This window comes from Pyrinomonas sp., from assembly GCF_040289685.1.
GTDB lineage: Bacteria > Acidobacteriota > Blastocatellia > Pyrinomonadales > Pyrinomonadaceae > Pyrinomonas.
In genome coordinates, this window is record NZ_PSLQ01000010.1 from 15,366 (window position 1) to 37,826 (window position 22,461).

17 protein-coding genes are annotated in these 22,461 nt (G+C 60.7%); 15 read left to right on the plus strand and 2 right to left on the minus strand.

What is annotated here, in order from left to right:
• The first annotated feature begins 17 nt into the window (after nt 1-17).
• The 5 genes from C4334_RS03945 (at nt 18) to C4334_RS03965 (ending at nt 7,003) form a co-directional block, all read left to right on the plus strand.
• The gene (locus C4334_RS03945; RefSeq protein ID WP_352430785.1) at nt 18-2,192 is read left to right on the plus strand and encodes a VWA domain-containing protein; all 2,175 of its coding nucleotides are present in this window, start codon (nt 18-20) and stop codon (nt 2,190-2,192) included.
• Nucleotides 2,193-2,265: 73 nt separating this feature from the next.
• A complete protein-coding gene (gene selB, locus C4334_RS03950; RefSeq protein WP_352430786.1) occupies nt 2,266-4,179 on the plus strand; it encodes a selenocysteine-specific translation elongation factor in 1,914 nt (637 codons plus the stop codon).
• A 306-nt stretch (nt 4,180-4,485) separates the two neighbouring features.
• On the plus strand, nt 4,486-4,728 hold the full coding sequence (locus tag C4334_RS03955) for a hypothetical protein (protein WP_352430787.1): 243 nt from the start codon (nt 4,486-4,488) through the stop codon (nt 4,726-4,728).
• 180 nt (nt 4,729-4,908) lie between these two features.
• Nucleotides 4,909-5,250, plus strand: coding sequence for a hypothetical protein (locus tag C4334_RS03960; protein ID WP_352430788.1), 342 nt, complete (start codon nt 4,909-4,911; stop codon nt 5,248-5,250).
• A complete protein-coding gene (locus tag C4334_RS03965; RefSeq protein WP_352430789.1) occupies nt 5,243-7,003 on the plus strand; it encodes a glycoside hydrolase 5 family protein in 1,761 nt (586 codons plus the stop codon). The genes C4334_RS03960 and C4334_RS03965 overlap by 8 nt, the downstream gene beginning before the upstream one ends.
• 186 nt (nt 7,004-7,189) lie before the next feature.
• Here the strand turns inward: C4334_RS03965 and C4334_RS03970 are convergent, their stop codons facing one another.
• Together C4334_RS03970 and hflX are read right to left on the minus strand one after the other, a co-directional pair.
• Complete coding sequence (locus tag C4334_RS03970; RefSeq protein WP_352430790.1) at nt 7,190-9,547, minus strand: HD family phosphohydrolase; 2,358 nt, start codon at nt 9,545-9,547, stop codon at nt 7,190-7,192.
• 35 nt (nt 9,548-9,582) lie between these two features.
• Nucleotides 9,583-11,334, minus strand: a complete 1,752-nt coding sequence (hflX, locus tag C4334_RS03975) for a GTPase HflX (RefSeq protein ID WP_352430791.1) — start codon at nt 11,332-11,334, stop codon at nt 9,583-9,585.
• Nucleotides 11,335-11,984: 650 nt separating this feature from the next.
• Here hflX and C4334_RS03980 point away from each other — a divergent pair.
• The 10 genes from C4334_RS03980 to mce all read left to right on the plus strand — a co-directional run bounded on the left by C4334_RS03980 (nt 11,985) and on the right by mce (nt 22,408).
• Nucleotides 11,985-13,013: an SMP-30/gluconolactonase/LRE family protein gene (locus C4334_RS03980; protein ID WP_352430792.1), complete on the plus strand. Its 1,029-nt coding sequence runs from the start codon at nt 11,985-11,987 to the stop codon at nt 13,011-13,013.
• Between the two features lie 155 nt (nt 13,014-13,168).
• On the plus strand, nt 13,169-13,852 hold the full coding sequence (locus C4334_RS03985) for a site-2 protease family protein (RefSeq protein ID WP_352430793.1): 684 nt from the start codon (nt 13,169-13,171) through the stop codon (nt 13,850-13,852).
• Between the two features lie 146 nt (nt 13,853-13,998).
• Nucleotides 13,999-14,985 (plus strand): tryptophan--tRNA ligase, encoded by a 987-nt coding sequence (gene trpS, locus C4334_RS03990; protein ID WP_352430794.1) that lies wholly within the window; start codon nt 13,999-14,001, stop codon nt 14,983-14,985.
• A 181-nt stretch (nt 14,986-15,166) separates the two neighbouring features.
• Entirely contained in the window at nt 15,167-15,979 is an 813-nt protein-coding gene (locus tag C4334_RS03995) for a segregation and condensation protein A (RefSeq protein WP_352430795.1), read from the plus strand.
• Nucleotides 15,976-16,680 (plus strand): SMC-Scp complex subunit ScpB, encoded by a 705-nt coding sequence (gene scpB / locus C4334_RS04000; RefSeq protein WP_352430796.1) that lies wholly within the window; start codon nt 15,976-15,978, stop codon nt 16,678-16,680. Before C4334_RS03995 ends, scpB begins: the two co-directional genes overlap by 4 nt.
• Nucleotides 16,681-16,977: 297 nt before the next feature.
• Entirely contained in the window at nt 16,978-18,336 is a 1,359-nt protein-coding gene (locus tag C4334_RS04005) for an alpha/beta hydrolase (protein ID WP_352430797.1), read from the plus strand.
• A 409-nt stretch (nt 18,337-18,745) separates the two neighbouring features.
• Nucleotides 18,746-19,519 carry a pseudouridine synthase gene (locus tag C4334_RS04010; RefSeq protein ID WP_352430798.1) on the plus strand — a complete coding sequence of 258 codons (774 nt, stop codon included), beginning with the start codon at nt 18,746-18,748 and terminating at the stop codon, nt 19,517-19,519.
• A gap of 137 nt (nt 19,520-19,656) precedes the next feature.
• On the plus strand, nt 19,657-20,808 hold the full coding sequence (locus C4334_RS04015) for an acyl-CoA dehydrogenase (RefSeq protein WP_352430799.1): 1,152 nt from the start codon (nt 19,657-19,659) through the stop codon (nt 20,806-20,808).
• Nucleotides 20,805-21,761 carry a methylmalonyl Co-A mutase-associated GTPase MeaB gene (meaB, locus tag C4334_RS04020; protein ID WP_352430800.1) on the plus strand — a complete coding sequence of 319 codons (957 nt, stop codon included), beginning with the start codon at nt 20,805-20,807 and terminating at the stop codon, nt 21,759-21,761. The genes C4334_RS04015 and meaB overlap by 4 nt, the downstream gene beginning before the upstream one ends.
• A 221-nt stretch (nt 21,762-21,982) precedes the next feature.
• Entirely contained in the window at nt 21,983-22,408 is a 426-nt protein-coding gene (gene mce / locus C4334_RS04025; protein WP_352430801.1) for a methylmalonyl-CoA epimerase, read from the plus strand.
• Nucleotides 22,409-22,461: the final 53 nt, after the last annotated feature.

Here is a 22,461-nt window from a genome sequence, read left to right on the forward strand (position 1 = left end):
CGGCTTCGGAGCAGAAGATGAGCGGACGTTTTCTCATCCTGATCACGGTTCTATGTGCTGTGTTGCTGTCGGCTTCAGGACAGCAACCCGCTCCTTCAGCAAGCGGTCAAGCGACGCAGATGCCCGCGGAAGAAGATGCGGTGGTTCGGGTCACGACGAACTTGGTGCAGGTTGATGCGGTCGTCACCGATAAGAATGGGCAACCGGTGACGGATCTCACAGCGGAAGATTTCGAGTTGCTCGAAGATGGCCGACCGCAAAAGATCACCAACTTCGCCTACATCGATTTCGGTTCGCGCGCCACCGACCCAACGCCGATGCGGCGCGAGGCGAACCCGGTGATCCCAATGCCGCCGCGACGAGTGGAACCGGGACGCGCACGGCGCATCATCGCGGTGGTGGTCGATGATCTCAGCTTGTCGTTCGAGAGCACGGCCTTTGTGCGCGATGGTTTGAGAAAGTTCGTGCGCGATGCGGTCGGCCCGGAAGATCTCGTCGCCATCGTCCGCACCAGCGCCGGCGTCGGCGCGCTTCAGCAGTTTACGACTGACAAAAGGCAGCTCTATGCGGCCATTGAGCGCATACGCTGGTATCCGCTCGGAAGAGGCGGCATCAGCGCCTTCGCGCCCATTCGTCGCGACCTCTTGAGAAACGGACCGAACAATCCATCCGACGATGCGAGGAGCGCGCAAACGAATGGGGCGGCGACGGAGAGCAGTCTTGCTCGTCCGAGCAGCGAACAAGCACTTGACGAGTTTCGCGAAGAGATCTTCACTGTCGGCACGCTCGGCGCGTTGAATTTCGTCATTCGGGGGCTGCGCGAATTGCCAGGGCGAAAAGCGGTGGTGCTCGTCTCCGATGGCGTACCGATTTTCAACCGCTCGGGCGAGAGCACGCGCGTGCTCGACGCTTTGCGCCGATTGATCGATCTCGCCAACCGCGCATCGGTCGTCATCTACACGGTTGATGCGCGCGGCCTGCCGACGCTCGGTCTGACGGCAGCGGATGAGGTGGGCGGGATGGGGCCAGAGGAGATCGAACGGAGTTTGAGCGATCGTCGCCTCTCATACTTTGAGTCGCAGAACGGATTGAACTACTTGGCGCAACAAACGGGCGGCCTCTTCATCCGCAACACGAACGACATCGCCAAGGGGATTCACCGCGTGCTGGAAGATCAGCGCGGTTACTACCTGCTCGGTTACCGCCCCGACGAATCAACCTTCGACCAAGCAGGGCGGCGCCGCTACCATCGAATCGTCGTCAAGGTGCGACGGACTGGATTGCGAGTTCGGTCGCGCACGGGCTTCTACGGCGTCACCGATGAAGAGGCGCGCCCCGTGCGCCGCACGCGCAGCGAACAGTTGATGGCTGCGCTCACTTCTCCCTTCGCTTCCGGAGGGGTTGATCTACGTTTGACTTCGATCTTCCTCGCCGATCCGAAGTTCGGTCCCGTGATGCGGTCGCTGCTGCTGATCAACGGGGGCGAATTGACGTGGAAGCTGGAAGCCGATGGCTGGTCCAAGTCCGTGATGGACATATGGGCAATCACGTTCGATGCTGATGGCAAGCCCGTCAGCGAGACGAACCGGACCTACACCATGCGCGCGCGCGGTGAGCTGCTCGAAACATTGAGAAAGAACGGTTTGATCTACACGATGAACGTCCCTGTCAAGAAGCCGGGCGCATATCAACTGCGCGTCGCCGTGCGCGATGCGGCCTCCGAACGGATCGGCTCAGCCAATCGTTTCATCGAGGTCCCCGACCTGAAGCAGAGGCGTCTGGCGCTCTCAGGCATCATTCTCGCCGGGAGTCTGCCGAAAGAAGGCGAGCAAAAGAGCGAGGGCGAAGCTACGGTGGCCACCATCGGACCAGCCGTGCGACGTTTTCCCCCCGGCGCACTGGTGGACTACGGTTTCATCATCTACAATCCGAAGCTTGACGGGAAGACCGGACGCCCGCAACTGCGGACACAAGTGCGTCTGTATCGCGATGGACAGCCCCTGTTCGTCGGCAAGCTTAACGACTTCGAACTAGGCCCGAACACCAACATGCGGGCGTTGCAAGCCGCAGGCCGACTTCGATTGAGCAAGGAGATTGCGCCGGGCGAATACGTTTTGCAGATCATCGTCACCGATCTGCTCGACAAGCAGCGCATCGCCACACAGTGGACCGATTTCGAGATCGTCAAATAGATTGCGGTGTTAGCGCTTCGTTGAAAGCATGTGCCCCCTGTTCAGAAACGGCGAGGTGGTGGAAGGAGACCCAATGCGAGCGGTCATCGTCGGCACAGCCGGCCACATAGATCATGGTAAAACGGCGCTCGTGCGCGCGCTGACGGGCACGGACACGGATCGCCTCCCGGAGGAGAAGAAGCGGGGCATCACCATCGATCTGGGCTTCGCTGAACTCGATCTGGGAGACGTGCATCTGGGTTTCGTGGATGTGCCGGGGCACGAACGTTTCGTGCGCAACATGCTCGCCGGTGCGCACGGCATCGATCTGGTCATGTTGGTCGTCGCCGCGGATGAGGGCGTTATGCCGCAGACGCGCGAACATTTCGATATCTGTCGGCTGCTCGGCATCAAAAGCGGTCTCGTCGTCATCAGCAAGAGCGACTTAGTTGAAGATGACCTGTTAGCGCTCGTGCGCGAAGAGGTCGAGGATCTGGTACGCGGCTCCTTCCTTGACGGGGCACCGATCATCGCGGCGAGCGCGCTGACAGGCGAGGGGCTGGTCCAACTCAAGAATGAACTGCGTCGCATTGCGTTGAAGCTCGAGTCGCGACGGTCGCACTTGGTGATGCGCTTGCCCATCGATCGCGTCTTCACCGTGCATGGTTTCGGCACGGTCGTGACGGGCACGTTGATCGCCGGGTCGTTGCGTGTGGCGGATGAGGTCGAACTGCTTCCCGCTGCAACGCGCGTCCGCGTGCGCGGACTACAAGTGCACGGGCGGCGCGTCGAACAGGCGGAAGCGGGATGGCGGACGGCCGTTAACTTGAGCGGCGTCGAGGCGGCGAGCCTGCGGCGCGGCATGACGCTCGTCCCCGCTGGACGTTTGCGCGCAACGCGCGCATTCGATGCTTGGATCGAAGTGCTTGAAGGTGGGGGACCGCTGGTGACGCGCGCAAACGTGCATGTGCACATCGGCGCCGCCGAGACCTCGGCGCGCGTGCGCGTGCTTGAGCCGACGGGAAGGATCGAACCTCGTGCTGGCGGCTTCGCGCAGTTTCTGCTCGCTGAACCGGTGGTCGCGTTGCCCGAAGACCGTTTCATCGTTCGATCCGTCGCACCCGCGCGCACCATTGCCGGCGGTTTCGTCATCGACGCGCATCCGCCGAAACACCGCGGACGCGAAAAGGCCACAGCGCGCGAGCGCCTGCAGCACTGGATCGAGGCGGACGGAACGGAACGTTTCCTCTCGATGGTGGAGGCTGCGGGCGAACGCGGCATTAGCCGAACCGACGTGCTGGCGCGCACGGGCTGGACCGATGACTTCTTGACGGAAATTTTGGATCAGGACCGCACGCGCCATGCCGTAGTTCTTGCCGAAGACCTGTTCATCTCGCGTCGGCAATTGAATTCCCTCGTTGAACGGCTGACGTCGGTAGTCGAGGATTTTCATCTGCGCGAGCCGCTGGCGCGCGGTCTTGCGCGCGAAGAGTTGCGCGAAAAGGTCATGGCCCGCGCCCCATCTGAAATCTTTCGCGCCGCGCTCGCCGAGGCCGAGCGGCTTGGACGCCTCGTCGGAGAAAAAGAACTGGTCCGCGCGGCGACGCACCGCATAGAGCTTTCCGCAGAAGAGGCCGCACTCAGAGATGCATTCGAAGCGATCTTTCGCCGTGCGGGATTGGAGGCGCTGACGGCGGATGAGGCTCTGGCGCGCGCGCGCGTCGTCGGACGCGCCCATGAGCAGAGAGCACGTCGCTTGATCAAACTTCTTCTCGACGCTGGCACCTTGGTGCAGTTGAACCAGGGATTGATCATTCACCGCGATGCCGCGCGCGATCTGCTCACGAGCCTACAGACCTACAAACGACATCACGGAGCGACGATCAGCGTGCCAGCATTCAAGGAGCTTGTCGGCGTTTCGCGCAAGTACGCCATCCCCTTGCTTGAATACTTGGACCGGCAGGCAGTTACGCGACGCGAAGGCGACTTGCGGCGGCTTCTTTTGTGATCGGACTGAACTTTTTCGCCGAAGGCGCACGCCGACGGCTCGCTCTTCGCGCTTTGAATTCGGCTCGCCGCGCCCCTTTGAGCGCTCGATTCACCCGCTCGGCGAAACAAACCGCCAGTGTAGGCGATTGCGGAGACCATCGCCCAACGTCGCATGAAAAAGCCCTTGCTTCCCGCCCCGAGCGGAGTTAACATGTACCTGCGTTAAAGGTCAACCGACGCCCCCGACACGGCTTGTGAGCGTTCCATGCGACGCGCGTCATCATGCGATTCATCTTGATCATCGAGACGAACGCCGGAGGTCCATATGAGCAGCAAAACCATAGACATCCTCTGCTGGGTCGTAGGGTTGATCATGCTGGCGGTTGGCATCTGGCAGTTCTACCTTTTCGCCACCTATCGCAATCCGGAGACGGGGCAAGTCGATTGGCAGGGCGGGACCAATCACCTATGGATGGCGATAGGCGCCATCGCCGTGACGTGCATTTGCGCGTTGGCGTACTTCTTGCGCCACGTTAACAAAGAGGAAGAGATACACATCACGCAATAGGCGCACCACGCCGACGCGCCGAAGAGTCTGGATGGAACCAGAGAGATCGCTCGGCACCGAGCGGCGAGAGCGGGGCTTATCTCGCCATCCTGTTGTTGTCTCGTTCGAGCTTTGCGCCCGGCTGGTCAAGTTATACCATAGCCGGGCGTTGTGGTTTCATCTTGCGGTGGAGAGGAACGAATGTCTTTGGCTCTGTTTTTGTGGCAGCAGTCTGAAGTCTACACGGTCCCTTCCTTTTTCGCTCCGGTGTTGATCACCCTGTTGGTCGGCGGCATCGTGGCTTGGGCGATCGCCGCTTTTCTGGGCTTCTCGCGCGCGCGGCGCGTGCACGCTTCGTTTCGTTGGTTCGCCTTGAGCGCGGTTTGCATGATCCTGTTCCACTTGCATCTGTTGTTGCTGGCCGTCGGCGCAGTGCGCAACGATGCCAACTTGACGCTCAGCGTCGGCGCTTTCTTCAACATCTTCGTCGTTCTCGGCGCCATTTTCGCCATCATCGGTTTCGTCCGTTCGAGCGATGTCTAAAGCAGGACGGAGCGTTGGCGCGCTGGTGGTCATGCTGCTGATCTTGGCGGGTGCGGCCATCGCGTTTTTTCGCGCGTCGCGTTCGCCATCGCCGCGCGCCGGATTCGTCGCTGTACGGGGCACGGAGTTCGTGCTCGACGGACAGCCTTTTCGCTTCGTCGGAGCCAACGTCGCCGTCATCTACGGCAGAAGCGAGCGCGAGCACATGAGCGAGACGCTCCGCGCGGCGGCAGAGAGCGGGGCGCGTGTGGTGCGCGTCTGGGCTTTTGGCGAAGGCGATGGAAGCGGCATCAGATCGAGCGCCGACGACGAGCCGCTTACGTTTCGCCGCTCGCCTGAGCAGTGGAACGAAGAGGCGTTCGTCCATCTCGATCGCGTGATCGCCGAAGCCGGGCACCTGGGTTTGCGCGTGCAACTCTGCTTGACGAACTGGTGGCGCGATACCGGAGGCGTGACCGAATACCTGCGTTGGGCCGGCATCGATGCTGTCGATGAGCGCGCGCCTTACGGCATTGACGTGGAGCGGGCCATGGCCTTTTATTCCGACCCGACGGCGCGCCGCCTTTACCGTGAACACGTCGCGCGCATCGTGCTTCGGCGCAACACGATCACCGGCATCCTCTACCGCGACGATCCAACCATTTTCGGCTACGAATTGATCAACGAAGCGCAGGCGTCCACCGGACGTTGGGCCGAGCGGCGGGCATGGGTCGCCGACATGAGCGCGTACATCAAATCGCTCGATCCATTTCATCTCGTGACTCCAGGAACGTGGGGATACCGTACATCTTGGGAGAGGCGCGAGTGGATCGCAGAACACCGGATCCCCAACATCGATTTCTGCGACGTGCACCACTACCCGCGCGACGATGAAGACAGCTTCGTGAACGCTCCGGAAGAGCTGCTTCCGTTTCTCGAAAACCGCATGGCTGCGGCCTTGACCGTCGGCAAACCGCTCGTGATGGGCGAGTTCGGCATACCGCGCGGCGGATTGAACAAAGGTTCGCGACGAGATTGGTTGCGCGCTTACTTCAACAGCGCCGCACGGCTCGGTGTGGCGGGCGCCATGCTTTGGATTTTGACGCCAGATGCAGGTCGCGACTACAGCATCACGCCGGATGATCGAGATGTGCGCGACGAAATGGGGCGCGGGGCGCAACTCATGGCCCAGCGGGCCGACCCGCCTGCCGAACTCTTCGATGCGGCGCGCCATCTTGCGCCGGTGCAGTTCGCCTTTGCGCGTCGCGCCGATGACGAAGCCGCGTTGCCGCACGCATCGCCAGATCGCGCGGACCTCTATCGTTTTCAGCCCGAACAAGCTGCACGAGGGCAGTTCGAAAAGCTCGGCAGCGGAGCAGGATATGTGTGGGGCGCTGGCGCCGGATTCTTCGAATACGTCGTTCCGCCGCGCGACCGTTGGCAGCGCATATTTGAAGTGAGAGTGCGTGCTCGCTTGCAACCGGTTGTGCCGGCTGATGCGCGTGGGCGCATCGGCGGCTCGCGGGTCGAGCTGCAGATTGATGGCACGACATGCGGCGTGGCGTTCGTGCCCGCAGATGGGCGTGAGGTCGTCTATGAATGGCGCGTGCGCTCGTGGTTGGTCCTTGCCCGCGCCTCTTTGGGGCGCCCGCTTGCCGTGCGGTTCGTGGTGGAGCCGACCGCCGATCTGCCATATGGGTTGAACATCTCGAACCCGCGCCGCGAACCGAGCGCGCAGTGGCCCATCGAAGTCGAATTCGGCAAAGACGATTGAGCGCCCCGAAGTGACGCGGTGAAGAGAGCGTGTTGCGAGCTTTATCAAGAGCGGCATAGAAGTTGTGGGCGTGGCTTGGCACGTCAATCTTCCGTCTTGCTCCCGTGGCACAGGTGATTTGGAAGAACAGGCGCGGGCTGCTCGCAGCGGGCTTTTCGGAAAGCGCGTGGGGCGGTCTCGTCGCGCTCAAAAGAGCGAGCGTGGGACGGCTTCGTCTTCGACTTCGCCTCCCTTGCTGATCGGAACTTGCGACGGTTTTTCGTAAACCGTGGCGCGCCCCGCATCAAGCGAAGCGCGCGACAAGGCTTCGGCGGGCGCATTGAAGTCAGGGTAATCAACCCGTGGGTGGTAGATGGCAATCAACGAGTGAGTTATCGCCTCTTTGATCTTGTTCAATTCGCGCAGGCTCAGGTCGCATTCATCGAGTTGGCCATCGCTGACCACGGCGTCGAAGATTCGACCGACGATGACGCGGATGTTTTCTGGGTCCGGGTGGGCCAGGGATCTGACCGCTGCTTCGCATGAATCGGCGAGCATCATCACGGCAGCCTCTTTCGATTGCGGTTTGGGTCCGGGATAGCGAAAGAGCGCTTCATCCACCGTTTCGCCCGGCGCGGCTTCCGCTTGCGCTTTTCGGAGGAAGAAGTGGAGCGTGCGCGTGCCGTGATGTTGCGGGATGAAGTCGGCGATCTGTTTCGGCAAGCCGATCTCTTTGGCGAGGTGCAATCCGTAGGTGATGTGATGAATCAGGATGCGCGCGCTCTGCGCTGGCGGCAGACGATCGTGCGGATTTTCGCAGGTTTGATTCTCGACGAACATCTCGGGCCTCGCGAGCTTGCCGATGTCATGATAGAGCGCGCCGATGCGCGCCAGCAGCGCATTGGCCCCGATGGCGCGGCAGGCATCTTCGGCCAACTGACTGACGGCATGCGAATGTTGGTTGGTGCCCGGAGCGCGCATCGCCAGTTGACTCAAGATCGGCAGGTCGGCGTTGGAAAGCTCCAGCAGTTTAACGTCGGTTAGGATGCCAAAGAGGGATTCGTTGATCGGCAAGCCACCCGAGGTGAAGATGGTCGTCAGTAATCCGCTGGCCGCGCCGCACGCGACAGCGAGCAGACAAGCGTTGAGCGTTAGCGGTTGTTGTGCTGCGAGCATGACGGCCACCGCCATTACGGCGTTGACGGCGCCAGCGAACAGCCCGGCGATCGTCACTGACTGCCGTTCTCGATAGCGTCGAATGCCGTAGATCGCCGCTGAAGAGGAGGTCAGCGCGTAGAAGGTCATCAACATCCCGTTGGGCGCGAGCAGCCCGGCGAAGAGGGCGGTGATCAGTCCGGTGAGGAAGGCAAGTTGCGTATCGACGAGTATGGCGACCAGCAACGCTGCGGAAGCGAACGGGATGGAGAAGGTCCAGAGTGTCGGATCGTTCACCGGCGGATGAAGGTTCTGCGAGCCGAGACTATCGGCGACGAGAAAACCGACGCGCATGAGCACCGTCTGAACGATGACGCTCAGCGCGAGCAGCATGAAAGCGCGTTCAGGCGAGAGCGCGAAACTCGTGCTTGCGCTCCTTTTTTGCACGAAGCGCCAAGCCGTCAGATAAAGCGCCGCGATGATCACGAACAGACCGATGAAATGGTGCGAGCGCCTTTGCGTTGCGGCGTAGGTGCGCACCGCTTCGAGTTGAGCCAGCACGCGATCGGTTACCGTGTCGCCTTCGCGGGCGATGACCTGATTGCGCTTGAGCGTGATGACGGCGGGCGGCACCGAGGCGAGCGCTTCACGACGCGCGACTTCGGTTGCTTGCGGGTCGAAGACGAGCGTCGGGGTGAGGAGCGGCACGAGCGCAGCAACCATCGCTTCGCGTTCTTCGCTGGACCAGCCATCGAGCGCCGAGTTGATGCGCGAACGCAACGCTTGGCGCGCTCCCGACAGCGGTCTGAGCCGCATGCTGGCAGTGGAGATGATCGTTTGCGCTCCGGTGCGTCCGTCGATGAGGCGTATCTCGGGGCGAAGTTTATCCGCGTCGCCGTCGTCGTAAACGTATCCGTCGTTGACCTCGCGCAGCAGACGGACCAAGCGGTCCAGCGTCGCCATGTCGAAACGGTGTGCGATGATGGACCGTGCGACGCGGTCGCCGCCTTCGCCAGCCCAGACCGGTTCGGCGTCGGTCTCGTTTCGTTTTGGTTCTGTGGCCTGTCGTTGTAAGTCCTGCCAGGCGGCGCGGAAGCGTTGCGCTCCCGAAGCAGCGCGTTGCGGTTCGTAACGCCAAACGGGGCGCACCGCTTCGATGGCGGCGGCGCGTCGGCGTTCAGTCTCACGTTCATCCGGGGCGGTGATATCAGCCGGCGCGATGATGGTGGCGCGGATGATGTCGCCTTCGCGATAGTTCTCCGTCCGCGTTCGCAAGAACTCTCCGCCGAGAAGTAGCGTGGTGACCAGCGTAAAAGCGACGAAACCGATCGGCTTCAAAACTCGCGGCGGGATGCGTTGCACGATCCAACGGTCGATCAAACGTGCCGCCGTTTCGCGAAGATCGCTCATGAGGGAGGTGGAAAATCGCCGACGAAGCGCTCGCATCAGATGCTCCTCGGGACGGATGAGAATGGGGCTTCTCGGAAAGCGTGCTGGTCGAGCAACTCGAAGCGGCGTGCGAGCGCGGCGCGAATGCGTTCAAGCAGTTCATCGAGCGTCGCGGCATCGCGCGCCGAGACGAAGACGGCTTCGCGCAGGATGCCCAACCCTTGGGCCAGCCGACGCGCCGCATCGAGCGCTATTGGATCGGCGAGATCGATCTTGTTGAAGACGATCAGGCGCGGAATCGCGCCGTAACCGAGTTCGCGCAAGATTCGCTCCACCGATTCAAAGCGCTGCGGCCAACGCTCATCCGCGATGTCAATGACGTGAAGCAGCAGATCGCTGTTCTGAATCTCTTCGAGCGTGGAGCGGAAAGCTGCCACGAGATCAGGCGGAAGGTCGCGGATGAACCCGACTGTATCGTTGATGATCACCTCTTGTTCGTGCGGGAGTCGCAAGCGACGAGAGGTCGGATCGAGCGTGGCGAACATGCGCTGCTCGGCATGAACGTCGCTCGCCGTCAACGTGCCCATCAGGGTCGATTTGCCAGCGTTGGTGTAACCGACGATGGAAACGAGCGGGCGTTCGTTTCGCAGTCGTCGTTTGCGGCGCTCTTGCCGTTGCTCGCGCAGTCGTTCGATCTCGCGCTCCAGTCGGTTGATGCGCTCGCGCACGCGCCGACGGTCGGTCTCCAATTTCGTTTCGCCGGGGCCGCGTCCACCGATGCCGCCTGCCAGACGCGAAAAGGCCGAATCCTGCCCGACGACGAGTCGTGGCAAGCGGTAGCGGAGTTGAGCCAGTTCGACCTGGATCTTGCCCTCGCGCGATTGCGCGCGTTGCGCGAAGATATCGAGGATGAGTTGCGCGCGGTCGATCACCTTCAAGTCGGTCGCTTCCGACAGCGAGCGCACTTGGGCCGGTTGCAGCTCGCGGTCGAAGACGATCAAGTCGGCGCCGAGCTGCATGGCGCGCACGAGAAGCTCTTGGAGCTTGCCGCGTCCGAGCACGGTGCGTGGATCGATCTCGGCGCGGCGCTGAATGATGCAATCGAGCACGGCGACGTTGGCCGAGGCCGCCAGCTCGCGCAGCTCGGTCATGGACTCTTCGGCTTCCGCTAATGACCCCGTAGCCACGCCGACCAAAATCGCTCGGTCGCCGCTGCCGGCCTGACGCGCGGCGCGGCGATTGCGCGCCATCTCCTCTTCAAGCGAAGCGATGAGCGCGAGGAAATCGACGTTCATCTGAGTTGGCGGTCGTGGTTCGAGGAAGACGAAATGTTCGGCGTTGTCCTCACGCAGTCTATCGGCGGTGCTTGGAAGAAGGTGGGCTGCATGAACCACGGTCGGCAACCCCGTTTGCGCCTCCACGCCGATGGCCGCCATCAGATCGAGCCGAAGCAACGCAAGGTCGGTTAAGTCATCTTGCGTCAACGCTTCGCCGCGCAGGTGCGTGTGCACGCAACGCAGCCCGCGAAAGCGCTCTGGCCCAGTACGCATGCGCCGAAAATCGGGCAACTCGATGCGATGCGCGTCTCCGACGATGACGTATTCGATGTAGCCTTTGCGGTCCACGAGCGCGCCGATTTGACGGCGCGTCTCATGCGACAGTTCGGCAATTTGACGCGCGAATTCAGGCGTGACGACCTGCTGCGGCGCGATCCGCCGCTCGTAGAGCTTGGCGATGCGACGCAACTGATTGGGTTTCAAACCGGCGGTGTTGCCGTGTATCTGGCTGATCTTTCGCCCTCCTTTCATCCTGTCGCGCCCGAGCGTGGTTGCGCGCTCGTGGCCGTCGCGTCATCGTTCGAAGCTGCGATCCGAAACGGAGACTGGGAAGCTGGCGCGGACGTCGGTGCACGATCGTCGAATGGCGAGCGTGGATGGTCGCCGAAAAGCTCGGGCAGCGCGTGCTTTTGTGAAAACGGCTTTGACATGTTGGGCTCTATGCCCGAAGCCGAAATTATACCACATTGCCGGCGGCAGCAAACGCTTTTTTCTCGCCAGATCTTTCACGGCTCGAGCGTGCCCGTCGCATGGGCGGAAGAGCCTTCTACGGCATCCATCAAGAGAGTTGAAACCGAGCCGATCTGATCTGCCTGCGTCTTCTCACCAGCCGAGGCGCACAAAAGCCGCATCGGCAACCGAACGAATTCGATCCGTCTTCAGTTAGACCTTCGCCCAAGTGCGCCCTGGACCGCTGAAACCGCTTCGCCCGAATCGTTAGCGCCCTCGGTTGGACTTTCCGCTCGAGCTTGCTCTAGGTTTTCATGGCGGCATCGAGTCACGGCGCGCGCGTTTGCGACCGCGCGTGCAGCGGCAAACGGCGTGTTGGACATCGGTTGCGCGCCCGTCGTATGATGAACCTTCGCTTTGTTTGAGCGGATCGGACGCATGTCGGCAAGAGCATGAGCGGAGCTGGAAAGATTTTGCGCATCGATCCGCCCGCGGCGATCCCGGGCGGAGAAGTGGCGATTGAATGCAGCGGTTTCGATACGAGCGATCTTCGTTCGTGCGTGGTGCATTTCAACGGCACGCCGGGGTGGCTAGTGGCGGCCTCGCCGCGGCGCGTGCTGGTGCTCGTGCCGGATGTCGGATACAGCGGCGAGATCGAAGTCCATCTTGCCTCCAGAAGCGGTCGCACGTCGGCTGCGCGTTTGCTGGTCGGGAACAAGTTGGCCGACGATCTGCACATGGTGGCCAATCCCGCTTTCGATCCGGACGACGGTTCGCTCTACGTGACGCGCTCGGGCTCGCGCGGGCAGCGCATGGCGAACTCTTTACTGCGGCTCAACGCCGCGGGCGAGCTGCTCCCCGTCACGGACGAGATCGTCAATCCAACCGGATTGGCCTTTGATCGCGAGGGTCAGCTCTACGTGACGAGCCGCTTGGACGGGACGGTTTACCGCGTTTCGGTCTTCGGCGAACTGATGCCGTTTGCGTCTGACCTCGGTGTGGCGACCGGGTTGGCCTTCGACCGCGAAGGCGTTTTGTACGTCGGCGACCGAACCGGGACCATCTACCGCGTTGACCAAATGGGCGCGGCGGAAAGTTGGGCGCGGCTTGAACCGTCGGTGGCAGCCTATCATCTGGCCTTTGGACCAGATGATGCGCTTTACGTCACTGGTCCAACCGTATCGAGTTATGAGGTCGTTCTGCGGCTCGATGAGCGCGGCAAAGCCGAGGTCTTCTACCGCGGACTCGGTCGGCCACAAGGCCTCGCTTTCGATCGCGAAGGTAATCTGTACGTTGCGGCCTCTTTGCATGGCCGGCGCGGGGTCGTGCGCATCAGTCCTGATGGCAACGAAGCGGAGATGTTCGTTGCCGGGATGAACGTGGTCGGTCTCGCTTTCGGTCCGGAAGGCGAAATGGTCGTTGCGACGAGCGACGCCATCTATCGTTTGGCGCTCGGCATTCGCGGGTTGTTGCTCGACTGATCCCGAGGCTGATGAGCATCCGAACCTCTTCGCCGTGAAGCTCCGTCCCCCGCAAAGGACGCGATTTTGACAGGCGAAAGGGCGCGTGTTAGCGTGCTCGACTCATTCGAGCGAACGTCGTCAACCGGCGACGCCATCTTACGGTAAGATCTCGTATGGGCGAATTGAACATCGGGCTTTTCATCCTTTACATGATCGCGCTGATCTTTTCGCTCTCGGCGCACGAAGCGGCGCACGCCTGGATGTCGAATCGCTTCGGCGACGATCTGGCGCGCTCTTTGGGGCGCGTGACGCTCAATCCGACATCGCACGTCGATCCGGTTGGGACGCTGCTCTTTCCGGCGCTGGCGTTCTTCACCAACGCGCCGCTTCTCGGGTGGGCGCGTCCGACGCCCATCAATCCGGCCAACTGGTCCAATTACCGCGTCGCCAATTTCTTCGTCTCCATCGCTGGAATATTGGCCAATGCGTTGATCGCCGTTGTCGCTGGTATCACGCTTCGCCTGTTGTTGGAGATGGGAATGATCGCTTTTGGCGGCGGATGGTTCGTCCCGACGGCGACGGATTCGGCGATCGCGCGCGGCGCGGTCGAATTGCTCGTCGTCCTCTTCGTCCTTAACGTGACGCTGGCGATTTTCAACCTGCTTCCGATCCCGCCGCTCGACGGGAGCAAAATCCTGAGCAGTCTGCTGCCCGAACGGTTCGGCCAAGCGCTCGGAGCGCTCGATCAAATCGGCTTCATCCTGCTTTTTGTCGCCGTCTTCACGGGCGTCTTCGGCGTGATCTTTCGTTTCGTCATGCCCATCGCATGGTCGCTCTTGTTGCTCGGTTACAATTAAAGGGCGGCACGCGTCGCGGGCCTTGCTCGAAGGGAGCGCGCTGCTGAGTGCGACTGCCAAAAGAGCGTTCTCGGGCGATCGAGCGAATGGAGCGCAGAAGCGGTGCTCAACGCTTGAGCGGAAGGATGGGTTAGTTGGGGTGAACTATGAAGAAGAGGATTCTCAGCGGAGTGCAGCCTTCGGGCAACATACATCTTGGCAACTACCTCGGCGCGCTGCGCAACTGGGTCGCTTTGCAGCACGAATACGAAAGCTTCTTCTGCATCGTCAATCTGCACGCGATCACGCTTCCGCAAGACCCAGCGGAGCTGGCCGCCAAGACGCGCGAGCTGGCGCGCATTTATCTGGCGGTCGGCATCGATCCGAAAGTTTCCACTATCTTCGTGCAATCGGACGTGCCGGAACATGCTGAGCTGGCCTGGGTGCTCAATTGCATCACGCGCATGTCGGAACTCGAACGCATGACGCAGTTCAAAGAGAAAGCGCGGCGGCAGCGCGAAAACGTCGGCGTCGGGATCTTCGATTACCCGGTCTTGATGGCCGCCGACATCTTACTCTATCAAGCCGATCTCGTCCCAGTTGGCGAAGACCAGAAGCAACACTTGGAGTTGACGCGCGATCTCGCCGAACGCTTCAACCGCGACTACGGCGAAACGTTTCGCGTGCCGGAGCCTTTCATCCCGCCCGTTGGGGCGCGCATCATGTCGCTGAGCGATCCGACCAAGAAGATGTCTAAATCGGACGACGACGAAAAGGGCGCCGTCGGGTTGCTCGACGACCCGGATACGGTGCGCAACAAGTTCCGTCGTGCCGTGACGGATTCGGGCATGGAGATCAAGTTCGATGAACAACGCCCGGCGATCAATAACTTGTTGACCATTTACCAATTGCTTACCGGCCGAACGCGACAAGAGATCGAAGAGCGTTTCAGCGGGCGCGGCTACGCGCAGCTCAAGAGCGAGCTCGCCGATGTGACCATCGAATTCTTGCGCCCGCTGCAAGAGCGCATACGCGCCGTCAGCGATGAGGAATTGAACCGCATCTTGGCCCAAGGGGCCGAGCGCGCACGCAGCATCGCCGGAGAGACTTACCGTTTGGTCAAAGAACGCATGGGGCTCGTGGGCGCCTTTTAGAAAAACGGGGGAGCGCGAGGGGGCTGTAATCCCCCTCACTGCACCCCCTCGCTACAGCATTGATGTCCGTTTCGATGCCCGGCCAGAAGACGTGACTGGCTTCTAGATGTTGTGGTCGTGTCGCGATCGGGGTACAATCCGTTGATCTTCGGCGGGCTAAGGATTCCGCGCCGATAGCGAGATGGGCGAGGAGAGCGCAATCGAAAAAGAAGAGGCGACTCCGATCAACGTCGCGGGGGCCGCTCCGGCGCTCGTCGTCGAGCGCGGCGGTGAGGAGTTGAAGCTGGTCCTCGGCGAATTTGCCGGGCCACTCGACTTGTTGCTCTATCTCATTCGTCAGGAGCGCGTGAACATATACGATATCCCGATCGCGCGCATCACGGACGAATATCTGCGCTACTTGCGTTTGATGCAGGAGCTTGATATCGCCGTAGCGGGCGAATTCCTCGTTATGGCGGCGACGCTGCTGGAGATCAAATCGCGCATGCTCTTGCCGCGCGAACCGTCGGCTGATAGTCAGGGCGCGGTCCTTGAAGAGGACCCGCGGCAAGAACTGGTCGCGCGTCTTCTCGAATACCAGAAGTATAAGGCGGCAGCCCAGATGCTTTGGTCCAAAGCGACCATCGAACAGGCGATCTTCACGCGTGCACCGCTGGAAACCGACGAGCAGAATCCAGAGATCGCTGCCACGGTCTTCGATCTGTTCAGGGTCTTTCAGCAGATCCTCGCCCGTCGACGGCAAGAGGTTTTGCTTGAGATCGAGCGTGACGAGGTTCGCATGACCGACATGATCGAACGGATGAGCGCGGCGATCGAAGCGCGCGGCGAGTTAAACTTGCGCGAGTTCTTCGAAACGCTCCGCTCGCGGCGCGAACTCGTGCTCGCCTTTCTCGCCGTGCTCGAACTGGTGCGCACGGCGGCGATCTCGCTCATCCAGCGCGAAATTTTCGGCGACATCATCGCCCGAAGAGTTGAACGTTCGATTGAAACATGAGCAGACGCAAGAAAGCCACGAACGAAATCGAAGATCCCTTTCCGCATGAACCGCTGCCGACAAACGGGCACCGAGCGGAAGAAGAGGTCGTGCAACCGGAAGAAGTTCTGACAGAGGTTGCGCCCGATGGTCCAGAGGCCGTGCCGACGACATCCAGCGCACGCAGCATGGCCGAATTGATGGCGATCATCGAGGCTTTGATCTTCGTTTCAGCAGAGCCGTTGTCGGTCAAGGCCATGGCCGAAGTGCTGGGCGAAGATCGCGGTTGGGTGGAAACGGCTGTGGAAGCGTTGGCGCGCGAGTTCAACGAACGAGGCGGCGGCTTGATGATGCGCGAAGTGGCGGGCGGGTGGCAGATCGCAACGCGCCCGGAGTATCACGAGTACGTGCGCGCCTTTTTGCGCGCACAACCGAACGCGCGGTTGTCATTGGCCGCGCTCGAGACGCTGGCCGTGATCGCCTACAAGCAACCGATTACTGTCCCTGAAATCCTCGAAATACGCGGCGTGCAATCGACCTCGGCCATCAAGACGTTGCTCGAAAAGCGGCTCATCGTCGCCAAAGGACGAAAAGAGACGGTGGGCCGCCCGATGATGTACGGCACGTCGAAAGAGTTTCTGTTACAGTTCGGCTTAAAGGACCTGTCAGAACTTCCGAGCATCGAGGATTTCGAGGACTTGACCGCAGGGACTGAAACGTAGCGACGTTTGGACCAAGCCTCGGGCGAAAACTTGCAGCGCACGACCGTGCGCAAGAACGGGTGCTTCTGCTTGCGCGCCTCAGACGAAAACCTTGCGGTACGGACAAAGCGCGCTCCTACTGCGTGCGCGTCGCCTTTTACTGCAGGAAGGTGTGAAAGAAGCGATGCTCTAGATAAAGCGCGTCTTGTTCGCGCGCCTTTCACCGGCCGTTTCGGTGCCGGAATCCGCAAGCTTTAGCCGTGAGGAGACGGCGCACAACTTTTGCGGAGTTATGCGGCTCTACTTCATTGGGATGAAATGGTCAGATGCGCGCTCGTCGTTTTGGCTTTGTTGCTGATCGGTCAGATCGGTCATACGCTTGTCATCTCTCAAGAACGAAAAGCTATGGAATCATCCGATCTCGTCAGTACAGCGCAAGAGGTCGTCGAGTTGCTTGCGAGCGGGAATTTCCTTCGCGCTGAGAGCTATTTCGATGATGCGATGAAAGCGGCGCTGCCGCCGGAGAAGCTGCGGGAGACTTGGAACGCGATCGTCGCCCAAGCAGGAGCCTTCAAGCGGCAGGTTCGCACGAGAACGGAGAAGCGCGGCGGCTACGATGTGGTGATCATCACCTGCGAATTTGCCAGGGCGAACGTAGAGACACAGATCGTCTTCGATTCAGCGAAACGGATCGCCGGTCTTTTCTTCGCGCCGGCCAAAGAGGCAGTGGAATACAAGCCGCCCAGCTATGTGAAGCCGAACGCTTTTCGAGAAAAAGAGGTGACGATCGGCTCAGGGGAGTGGACTCTTCCCGCCACCTTGGCGTTGCCGACTGGGCAGGGACCATTCCCCGCCGTCGTGCTGGTGCATGGGTCGGGGCCGCACGACCGTGACGAAACGGTTGGACCGAATAAACCGTTTCGCGATCTGGCCTGGGGATTGGCGTCGCGCGGGATCGCCGTCTTGCGTTACGAGAAACGAACCAAACAGCACGCCGACAAAATCAAAACGATGAGGGAGCGTTTCACCGTCAAGGAAGAGGTCGTTGATGATGCGCTCGCTGCCGTCGCCCTTTTGCGTCGGACGGAAGGAGTAGATGCGAGACGAATCTTCGTGCTCGGCCACAGCTTAGGCGGGATGTTGGTCCCGCGCATCGGAGCATCTGATCCGAACATCGCTGGATTCATCGTGCTGGCTGGCGCGACGAAACCGCTGGAGGATGCGATCTTTGAACAGATGACCTATGTTTTCTCGCTCGATGGAATGATCTCCAAAGAGGAGGAAGCGCAACTGGAAGAGATCAAAAGGCAAGTGGCCCAGATCAAGGGTTTGAGGCCATCGGAGGCGAACCCCGATGCAAACATATTGGGCGCTCCCGTCTCCTACTGGCTCGATTTACGAGGGTACGATCCAACGGAGGCGGCGAAGTCTTTGAAGCAACCGATGTTGATCTTGCAAGGCGGACGGGATTATCAGGTGACGATGAGTGATTTTCAAAGATGGGAAAAAGCTTTGTCCAAAAGGCCAAATGTCGAATTCAAGTACTACCCTGATCTAAATCATCTCTTCATCGAAGGAAACGGCAAGAGTTCACCCGCGGAGTACAACGTGCCCGGTCACGTCGCCGAGACGGTGATCGCCGACATCGCCGATTGGATCAAGAGGCACGGCGGCTAACCAAACGAGGATGCAAAGCTTATTCTGACGGGCTGTGCTCCCCGCTGGGGTTGCGGATGGAAAACGCCTGACCGGTTGCGCCTTTCGATCTCCGGCTCGCTTCAGCTCGCGCGCTTTTTCGCGCGCTGCACGGGTTGGATCTACGTCAGGAGGTGGGCCACAAAACCAAGCGCCCCGCCGTTGCTGAAAGATCGAGGCGAGATGTTCCGCTGAGATCGACGCGAAATCAAGGCGAGAACGACCATCGGCGCACGGCGTGCAGATGGCAACGGGCGAGTCAGATGCGTTACAATCCGTAATCGGCAGGGGCGATAACCACGAGTGATAATTGGTCCTACTTTGGCAGAGCGCCGTTTTTTGCGGGGAGTCTTTAGTGCAAGGCGATCGGTTTGCCTTTGAACGGGCGGAAATGGAAGAGCGATTGCAAAAGTTGATTGCGGCGGCAGGCATCGCTTCGCGGCGCAAAGCCGAAGAATTGATCCTCGCCGGCGAGGTGAGCGTCAACGGTCGGACGGTGCGCGAACTCGGCACCAGAGCTGACCCTGAACGAGACCACATCAAGGTCGGCGGGCGGCTCATCAATCCCTTGCTCCAACGGCGCGAGAAGGTCTACGTCTTGCTCAACAAGCCGCGCGGCGTACTGACCAGCCTCTCCGATCCCAAAGGACGCCCGCTCGTCACCGATTTTGTTCCGCCTTCGCTCGGGCGGCTCGTGCCCGTGGGCCGACTCGACTTCAACACCGAGGGATTGCTCATCTTGACCAACGATGGCGAATTGGCCAATTTCATCGCCGCCGGACGCGCCGTCGCCAAAGTCTATGAAGTGAAGGTCAAAGGCAAACCGCCTGAGGAGGCCATTGAACGCCTGCGACGCGGTTTACGACTCGACGACAAGACGCGCACGGCTCCGGCAGAGATTCGCAAACTAGCTGAAACCGACGCCAACACGTGGTATGAAGTGGTCCTGCGCGAGGGCAAGAATCAACAGATCCGGCGCATGTTCGACGAAATCGGCTATTCGGTCGTCAAGCTTCGTCGCGTCGCCATCGGTCCAGTTCGCGATGAACGGCTCGCTCCCGGCCAGTGGCGCTTGCTACGCGCTGAAGAGATCAAAGCCTTGCGCGCAGCCAAAGCGCCGCTGCGCTCGCGCACGCTCTCGCGCCGCAGCCGCGGGCGCACATAAAGCCGCCTTATGCTGCGCTCGCCGAAGATTGACGTTGTTTTGGTGTGGATAAAGAAGATTTATGGCGGCGATTGGGCTAGAATAGAAGGCGAAAAGGGGGCGTCGAGCGCCCGAACACCTTCTATATCGGAGCGAGCATGGATTTCGAACTGAACGAAGATCAGAAGCAGATCAAAATGAGCGTGCGCGAGTTTGCCGAAGCCGAAATCGCTCCGCACGCGCGCGAGTGGGACGAAACGCAACACTTTCCCGCGGAACTCATCCCGAAGCTGGCCGAACTCGGGTTGATGGGGATTATCTTCCCGGAAGAGTACGGCGGTGCTGGCATGGGATACGTCGAATATGCGACCATCATCGAAGAGCTAGGGCGCGTTGATGGCGCCATTGGTCTGTCGGTGGCGGCACACAATTCGCTTTGCTCGAACCACATCTATATGTTCGGGACCGAGCAACAGAAACGTGACTACCTCGTTCCGTTGGCGCGTGGTCAACATCTCGGCGCGTGGGGGTTGACCGAGCCGAGCGCTGGTTCGGACGCTTCGGGGACGCGGACCACCGCCGTGCGGCGCGATGGCGGTTGGGTCGTTAATGGTTCAAAGAACTTCATCACGCACGCGATTCACGCTGATACATGCGTCGCCGTTGCTTCCACCGACCGTTCCAAAGGGAGCAAGGGGATCACGGCCTTCATCTTCGAGAAGGGGATGCCGGGTTTTTCGCCCGCCAAAAAGGAGAACAAGCTTGGAATGCGCGCATCGGAGACGGCGAGCGTCGTCTTCGAAGACTGTTTCGTACCGGATGAGAACCGTCTGGGTGAAGAGGGGATGGGCTTTATCAACGCCATGCAGGTGCTCGACGGCGGGCGCATCTCGATCGCCGCGTTGGCCGTCGGCATCGCGCAAGGGGCGTACGAAGCGGCCATCAGGTACGCCAAAGAGCGCGTGCAGTTTGGCAAGCCCATCGCCGAATTTCAAGCCATCCAGTTCAAACTGGCCGACATGGCAACCAGCATCGAGGCGGCGCGTTTGTTGACGTTGCGTGCCGCTCGCATGAAGGACCTCGGGCGTCCCGTGACCAAGTACGCTTCAATGGCAAAGCTGTTCGCCTCCGAGATGTGCGTGCGCGTTTGCGAAGAGGCGATTCAAATACATGGCGGATATGGTTACACCAAGGACTACCTGCCGGAGAAGTGCTGGCGCGATGCCAAACTGCTCACCATCGGCGAAGGCACATCGGAGATTCAGCGCATCATCATCGCACGGCAACTTCTGCGGGAACTGACCGAATGAGCACTGCGGTCGAACGCATACTGGCGGGGGACGAACGCGCCATTGCGCGCGCCATCTCCAAGGTTGAAGACGGCGCTGAAGATGCTTCCGCGCTGATGAGAGCGCTCTTTCCGCACGCTGGTCGTGCATTGGTCATCGGGATCACGGGCGCGCCCGGCGCCGGAAAATCTTCGCTGGTCGATCGGCTCGCTGCGCTTTATCGGGAGCGCGGCGAACGAGTCGGCATCGTCGCCGTTGATCCGTCGAGTCCTTTTTCGGGCGGCGCGATTCTCGGCGACCGCATCCGCATGAACCGATTGGGGCTCGATTCCGGCATCTTCATTCGATCCATGGCCACGCGCGGACAGCTCGGGGGATTGGCGCGCGCAACGGTGGATGCCGTCACCATTCTCGATGCGGCCGGTTTCGGGCGCATCATCGTCGAGACCGTCGGCGTCGGCCAAGACGAGATCGAGATCGTCAAGGCGGCTGATGTCACCTGCGTTGTGCTCGTGCCCGGCATGGGCGACGACGTGCAGGCGATCAAAGCTGGCATCATGGAGATCGGCGACATCTTCGTCATCAACAAGGCCGACCGCGATGGCGTGCTTCGCACGGAGAAAGAATTGCAGGCGTTGCTCTCGCTCGTTCAACGCGACGATGGATGGTCGCCGCCCATTGTGCGCACGGTGGCTACCGAGAACAAAGGAATTGATGAATTGGCGGCAGCGATTGAACGTTGGCGGGCGTTTTCAGCGGATCGACAAAGCGGGCGCGCTCGCCGCGCGGCCATCGCGCGTTGGCGTATTCTGGAGCTATTACGCGACAAGCTGCTGGCGCAAGCTTTGAGTCGTGCAGACGTGCGGACGCGGCTAGAGGAGCTGGCGGCAGAAGTGGCCGAAAAGAAGCGCGATCCCTATTCCGCTGTGGATGAACTGCTCGGCGGAGATGGGGGGGCACCATCCGTTGCTTGAAGCGCGCCGTATGGGGAGCTAGGGTCATGTGGTTCGCCCTGCATCCGGACTTTTAGGGCGCTAAATCGCCACAGGAGCTTCAAATTCAAAGAAGAGAGAGCAGGGGGGAAGGACGGAGAAGAACGGTTCGCTTGGACGCCAATCCTTGAATAGCGGGCATTGCGGGCCGTCTTCGAGCTTTTTTGCAGACTCTAGAGATCTCGCTTTGTCGGAATCCGTTTATGCGCGACGAAAAGAGCACGCGGATCGAACACATCGGCGTTGCCGTTAACAGGATCGAAGAGGCGCTTGCCTTTTGGCGCGATGCGTTGGGACTGGAGCTAGCGCACGTCGAAGAGGTCGCCGATCAGCGCGTGCGCGTCGCCATGCTTCCCATTGGCGAGACGCGCATTGAGTTGATCGAGGCGTCCGATACGGAATCGCCCATCGCTAAATTCATCGCTAAACGCGGTCCCGGCATACACCACATCGCCGTGCGCGTCGGCGACATTCGCACTGCGCTGGCGCGCTTGAAAGAGCGGGGCGTGCGTCTCATCGATGAAGAGCCGCGCATTGGAGCCGACGGTTGTTCGATCGCTTTCATTCATCCATCGGCCACGGGCGGCGTGCTCATCGAGCTGGTCGAGCGTGCCGAGCGAAAGAGTTGAAAATCAACGTCTCCTGAGAATGAATTCCGGAAGCTCGCGCCGGTGCGACAATA